Annotated in this window: 6 protein-coding genes; 1 reads left to right on the top strand and 5 read right to left on the bottom strand. The window is 67.7% G+C overall.

Going from position 1 to position 5,663, the window contains the following annotated elements; translation table 11 throughout:
- Positions 1-195: 195 nt before the first annotated feature.
- The 3 genes from lipA to AC1RWI_RS34395 all read right to left on the bottom strand — a co-directional run bounded on the left by lipA (position 196) and on the right by AC1RWI_RS34395 (position 2,503).
- Complete coding sequence (gene lipA, locus AC1RWI_RS34405) at positions 196-1,191, bottom strand: lipoyl synthase (protein ID WP_492870556.1); 996 nt, start codon at positions 1,189-1,191, stop codon at positions 196-198.
- A gap of 43 nt (positions 1,192-1,234) precedes the next feature.
- Positions 1,235-1,966, bottom strand: a complete 732-nt coding sequence (lipB, locus tag AC1RWI_RS34400) for a lipoyl(octanoyl) transferase LipB (protein WP_043342802.1) — start codon at positions 1,964-1,966, stop codon at positions 1,235-1,237.
- Positions 1,967-2,143: 177 nt separating this feature from the next.
- On the bottom strand, positions 2,144-2,503 hold the full coding sequence (locus AC1RWI_RS34395; protein ID WP_043351138.1) for a DUF2917 domain-containing protein: 360 nt from the start codon (positions 2,501-2,503) through the stop codon (positions 2,144-2,146).
- A gap of 230 nt (positions 2,504-2,733) precedes the next feature.
- Here AC1RWI_RS34395 and AC1RWI_RS34390 point away from each other — a divergent pair, with 230 nt between their 5' ends.
- Positions 2,734-3,693: a transcriptional regulator GcvA gene (locus tag AC1RWI_RS34390; protein WP_043351136.1), complete on the top strand. Its 960-nt coding sequence runs from the start codon at positions 2,734-2,736 to the stop codon at positions 3,691-3,693.
- Here AC1RWI_RS34390 and AC1RWI_RS34385 read toward each other — a convergent pair.
- Positions 3,690-4,862, bottom strand: a complete 1,173-nt coding sequence (locus tag AC1RWI_RS34385; protein WP_492870555.1) for a tyrosine recombinase XerC — start codon at positions 4,860-4,862, stop codon at positions 3,690-3,692. The two genes, AC1RWI_RS34390 and AC1RWI_RS34385, sit on opposite strands and share 4 nt — an antisense overlap.
- Positions 4,862-5,530, bottom strand: a complete 669-nt coding sequence (locus AC1RWI_RS34380) for a DUF484 family protein (RefSeq protein ID WP_492870554.1) — start codon at positions 5,528-5,530, stop codon at positions 4,862-4,864. Before AC1RWI_RS34380 ends, AC1RWI_RS34385 begins: the two co-directional genes overlap by 1 nt.
- Positions 5,531-5,663: the final 133 nt, after the last annotated feature.

Raw genomic sequence — 5,663 nt, 5'->3', positions numbered from 1 at the left:
CGCTTGCGCCGCACCGGGCCTGCTCGATGTGGGTGCGCGCGCCCCTGCCGGGCCGGGCATGACAAAGGCGAAAGAATTTCCGGGAAATGCGCTCATCCGTGGCGCGCATGCAACGGCAGAAAAAAAGACCGGCCGGTGAATACCGGCCGGTCTTCTCGACGGGCTGATGCGCGCCGCAGCGCGCAAGGCTGGGCCTCAGGCGAACCCGGCCTTATGCGCCTGCTCGTCCGCATGGTAGGAGCTGCGCACCATGGCGCCCACGGCGGCATGGGTGAAGCCCATCTTGTAGGCCTCGGCCTCGAACATCTTGAAGGTGTCCGGATGCACGTAGCGCATCACCGGCAGGTGGTGGCCCGACGGCGCCAGGTACTGGCCGATGGTCAGCATGTCGATGTCGTGGGCGCGCATGTCGCGCATGACTTCGAGGATTTCCTCGTCGGTCTCGCCCAGGCCCACCATCAGGCCGGACTTGGTGGCCACGGCCGGGTTGCGGCGCTTGAACTCTTGCAGCAGCTTGAGCGAGTGCGCGTAGTCGGCGCCCGGGCGGGCCTGCTTGTACAGGCGGGGCACGGTTTCCATGTTGTGGTTCATCACGTCCGGCGGGCCGGCTTGCAGGATGTCCAGCGCCTTGTCCAGGCGGCCGCGGAAGTCCGGCACCAGCACTTCGATGCGGGTGGCCGGCGACAGCTCGCGGGTCAGCGTGATGCAATCGACAAAGTGCTGGGCGCCGCCGTCGCGCAGGTCGTCGCGGTCAACGCTGGTGATCACCACGTAGTTCAGCTTGAGCTGGGCGATGGTGCGGGCCAGGTTGCCCGGCTCGCTGGCATCCAGCGGATCGGGACGGCCGTGGCCCACGTCGCAGAACGGGCAGCGGCGGGTGCACTTGTCGCCCATGATCATGAACGTGGCGGTGCCCTTGCCAAAGCACTCGCCGATGTTCGGGCAGCTGGCTTCCTCACATACCGTCACCAAGTTGTTGGCGCGCAGGATGTCCTTGATCTCGTAGAAGCGCGAGCTGCCGGTGGCCGCCTTGACGCGGATCCACTCGGGCTTCTTGAGCTTCTCGGCCGGCACGATCTTGATGGGGATGCGCGCGGTCTTGTCCGCCGACTTCTGCTTGCGGGTCGGGTCGTACTGCTCCGCCTGGGGTTGCGGGGCTTCGCTGGAAGTGGCGATCAGGGCGTCGCTCATAGTGTTCTCCGCACGCGCGGTGCGTGCATATTCGGCTGGATGACTAAGTGGCCAGGGCCGCGGCGGTATTCCGTTGGGCCGCCAGGGCGCGCTCTTGCGCCTCTGCCAGCACTTCACACAGCGCCGCCGCGAGGCGCCGCGCGATATCGGCTTGTTGTGCCGCGGTCACGGGCAAGCGGGACGCACCCGCCGCATCGGCCACCGCGAAGGTGGCGCCCGCCGTTGCCATGTCGACCGTTTCCAGGCCGGCATAGCCGCAGGGGTTGATGCGCAGGAAGGGCGCGAGGTCCATCTGCACGTTGAGGCTGACGCCGTGATAGCTGCAGCCATTGCGGATCTTGAGTCCGAGCGCGGCGATCTTGGCGCCCTGGTGCCGGCCTTCGGAAAGGTAGATACCAGGCGCGCCGGGCTTGCGTTCGGCTGCGAGATTATACGCCGCGAGCGTATCCAGCACGGCCTGCTCGATCGCATGGACGAGCTCGCGCACCATCAGGTGGCGGCGGCGCAGGTCGAGCAACAGATAGGCCACGACCTGGCCGGGGCCGTGATAAGTGACCTGGCCGCCACGATCGATCCGCACGATGGGGATCGCATCGTCAGGGGCCAGCACATGCGCGGGATCTCCCGCCTGGCCGAGGGTATAGACCGGGGGATGCTCGACCAGCCAGATCTGGTCGGGAGTGTCGGGGGTGCGTGCGGCGGTAAAGGCGCGCATCGCTTCGAAACAGGGTTCGTACTCTTGCCGGCCCTGCTCGATGACTTGTATCGATTGCATCCCGGCAGTTTAGCGAAAAGGGGCGGATCTCACAGGAGGCCGCCCCTTTTCTGGTGTGTCTTTTGGTGTGTCTTTTGGTGCGTTTATGACGTTGGCGCTGCATCCCCGCTTGCCGGCCTGGAATGGATCAGCCGCAGATGGCCGCGCGCGCGGCCAGCCGCATCGGTATCCGCTGGCTCAGGAGGCCGTGACCTGGTCCTGGTTAGGCGTCCACTCGGTGCCTCGAACCCAACGCCGCGCCATGCGCGCCACCAGGTGCGACACGTTGGTTGCCGGCCGGCGGGCCTCGGCGATCAGGGCCAGGCGTACCGGCTCGGCCGCGCGCGGGTCCACGCTCAGCGTGATTTCGTCGCCGCTGTTGAGCAGCAGGCTGCCGCCGCAACGCAGCCAGTAATCTTCCGAATCGCCTTCGCGGGTGACCCAGACGTCGGTCCCCGTGGCCTCTTCCACGCGCAGGCGCTGGGCGGCGTGGATGGAGAGGGAGGTAACTTCGCCCGGGCTCAGGGTGAACAGGGTCGTTGTGAGCAATGTTTTCATGTTGGGCATCCTTCGCTGACATCGCCGGCTGCCTCGCCCGCTTGCCCGGAATGGGCGGCCGCCGATCTGCTCAGCCCTGGCGGGCTTATGCTTGGTCTTGCCTGGTACTGGATCGGCACCGGTGCGGGTAGCGCCCCGATGCATTGCATTCTAGTGATTGCCGGTCCTCTTCCAAAACGATATATTTTCCTTGTTCTTGTTAAATAAGCTCACATAAGACGAGGTGGATGATGGCGCTGAAGGGTGCATGGGAGAGAGATTTGCCACGTGGCTGGCACCGCGAGCTGCCGCGCCTGCCGGGGCTGACCGCGCTGCGCGCGTTCGAGGCGGCGGCCCGCCACGAGAGCTTTTCGCGCGCGGCCACCGAGCTGTTCGTCACCCATGGCGCGGTCAGCCACCAGATCCGCGCGCTGGAGGAGGAGCTGGGCCAGGCCCTGTTCGAGCGCAACGGCAAGCGCGTGACCCTGACACCCGGTGGCCGGGCCTACGCCGGGCGCGTGCGCGAAGCCCTGCTGGAGATCGCCGATGCCACCCGGGCGCTGCAGGCCGGCAACCGCGACAAGCGCCTCACCATCAGCACCATGCCGTCGTTTGCCGCGCGCTGGCTCACGCCGCGCATCGGCAGCTTTATCGAGCAGCATCCCGAGCTCGACGTGGAGCTGCTGTCGTCCAACACGCTGGTGGATTTCGGGCGCGAGGAAGTCGACATCGCGTTGCGCATGGGCAGCGGCGACTATCCCGGCCTGTATGTGGAGAAGCTGCTGGACGACGTGTTCTTCCCGGTCTGCAGCCCGGCCTTCAACGGCGGCAAGCTGCCGGCGCGGCCGCAGGACATGAAAGGCATGTCGCTGCTGCGCGGCGAGGGCGATCCGTGGAAGCCGTGGTTCGAAGCCGCCGGCCTGGACTGGCCGGAGCCACGCAAGGGCCTGCTGCTGGAGGACTCCTCGCTGCTGCTGCAGGCAGCCGCCGCGGGCCAGGGCATTGCGCTGATCCGCTCGTCGCTGGCCTACAACGACCTGCTGTCGGGGCGTGTGGTGCGGCTCTTCGATGTGAGCATTACCTGCCCGTGGCTGCTCTACTTCGTCTGCTCGGCCGGCATGCTGGAAGCACCCAAGGTAAAGGCCTTCCGCGCCTGGCTGCTGCCCGAGATGGAAGCTTTCCGGGGCATCCTGGCGCAGTGGGAGGGCTAGCCGTCCTTCCCGGCTTCGGCATCTTCGGCATCCTTGCCCTCATCCACGGCCTTCGGCGCGGCCACCGGAGCAACTTCCGGGGCAACTACCCGAGCAACCACCGGGGCAACCACCGGCGCCGGCCCTGAGTGCGCCCTGCCCGCGCGCGGATGCGCCTTGTCATAGACCTTGGCCAGGTGCTGGAAATCCAGCGCGGTATAGATCTGGGTGGTGGCCACGCTGGCGTGCCCGAGCATCTCCTGCACCGCGCGCAGGTCGCCCGAGGATTGCAGCACATGGGTGGCGAAGGAGTGCCGCAGCATGTGCGGATGCACGTCGGTCGGCACGCCGGCCCGGATCGCCTGCTGCTTGATGCGCAACTGCACGGTACGTGCCGGCAAGCGCCGCCCGCGCACGCTCAGGAACAGCGCATGCGCATCATCCGGCAGCGCGCCGGGGCGCAGCAGCTCCGGGCGCACCGCCAGCCACGCGCGCAGCGCTTCCATCGCCTTGCTGCCGACGGGCACGGTGCGCCGTCGCGAGCCCTTGCCGATCACCGTGACTTCGGCGCCGTCCATGTCGATCCAGCCGGCGGAGCGGTATTCCCCGTCCTCGGCATAGCGCGCGTCCAGCTGCACCAGCTCCGACACGCGCAGCCCGCTGGAATAGAACAACTCGTAGACAGCCTGGTCGCGCCGGCCCTCGGCGCCGTCGCCCGCGCTGTGCGAGACCAGCGCCACCGCGTGCTCCACCGACAAGGCCTTGGGCAGCCGGTGCCCGGATTTGGGCGCGCGCACGCCGTCCACCGGATTGGCCTCCACGCCCAGGCCATGGCGCGCGGCCCACAAAAAGAAGCCGCGCCACGCCGACAGCGTGCGGGCAATGCTGGTGCCGGCCAGGCCGCCACCGTGCATGCGCGCGGCAAAGGCGCGGATATGGTGGGTCTGCAGCGACAACAGCGCAATACCCGGCGCATGGCGCGCGGCGTGCGCTTGCAGCACCGACAGGTCGCGGGCGTAGTTGGTCAGCGTGTGGACAGCCAGCTTGCGGCTGCTGGCGAGCCACTCCAGATAGCGCAGCACGACCGGGTCGGGCGGCGGCTTGCCCAGCGGCGCCTCGGCGGCTTGCTTGCGCGCGGCCGGCTTCTTCGCCACGGGCGAAGCGGCCTTGCGCGCGCGGCGCGGCGCCATCAGTCGCGCAGGCGGTTCAGCGCGGCGCCGGCCACTTCGCCGATCTGCGCCAGGTAGGCCGTGCCCATGCCCTCGTGGAAACGCCGCGGCTCGGGCGAGCCCAGCACCAGCAGGCCAAAGGCCGCGCCGAGCGCGGCGGCGTCGCGCGTGGGCACGCGCAGCGTCACCATGGCCAGCGAGGCGATGTCGTCGCGCTCCAGCCAGGCCGCGGCCTCGAAGCCACTGTTGGCGCCGCAATACGGCGCGCGCAGGCCCTCGGCAAACAGGCGGACGTCTTCGCTCGCGCCCTGCGCCACTTCCATGTGCGCGTAGCTCTCAGCCACATTCCACAGCTTGAGGGCCACGCCAGGCACGTCGAACACTTGCTGCAGGCCGTCCTGCACCGCATACGGCAGCGCGTGCGAGTCCACCTCGGCCAGCAGGCGCAACTGCCAGGCGTGCATGCGCTGCTGGGTGCGGTCGTTGTCATGGCCGTGGCGAACCAGGTCCGCCAGCTTCAGCTCCAGGCCCTTGTTTTTCTCGCGCAGGATTTCCATCTGGCGCTCCTGCAGCGACACCGCGCGGTGGCTGTGCGGGCTGGTGAGTTGCACCGCGGCCAGCAGTTCGGCGTTGTCTTCGAAGAACCGGGGATTGGTCTGCAGGTAGGAGGCAACTTCTTGGGCGTTCATTGGCTTCAATCGGATTGTTTGGGGGGCAGTTTAGCAAATGGTCAGGGGGAGGTTTCGGGGCCTGTCAGTTCTTTTGTGTGGAGGGCAGGTAATGGCTCATCGGCAATTGGACCGGTGAGCCGACATTATCTCA

The organism is Cupriavidus sp. MPR-AND1C, from assembly GCF_058809705.1.
This window is presented reverse-complemented; position numbering and strand designations above follow the sequence as displayed.

What these genes read in the sequence shown, in the direction of transcription:
- AC1RWI_RS34395 (WP_043351138.1), bottom strand. Translation starts at nt 2,503, where the DNA reads ATGAAAACATTGCTCACAACGACCCTGTTCACCCTGAGCCCGGGCGAA.
- AC1RWI_RS34390 (WP_043351136.1), top strand. Translation starts at nt 2,734, where the DNA reads ATGGCGCTGAAGGGTGCATGGGAGAGAGATTTGCCACGTGGCTGGCAC.
- lipA (WP_492870556.1), bottom strand. Translation starts at nt 1,191, where the DNA reads ATGAGCGACGCCCTGATCGCCACTTCCAGCGAAGCCCCGCAACCCCAG.
- lipB (WP_043342802.1), bottom strand. Translation starts at nt 1,966, where the DNA reads ATGCAATCGATACAAGTCATCGAGCAGGGCCGGCAAGAGTACGAACCC.
- AC1RWI_RS34380 (WP_492870554.1), bottom strand. Translation starts at nt 5,530, where the DNA reads ATGAACGCCCAAGAAGTTGCCTCCTACCTGCAGACCAATCCCCGGTTC.
- AC1RWI_RS34385 (WP_492870555.1), bottom strand. Translation starts at nt 4,862, where the DNA reads ATGGCGCCGCGCCGCGCGCGCAAGGCCGCTTCGCCCGTGGCGAAGAAG.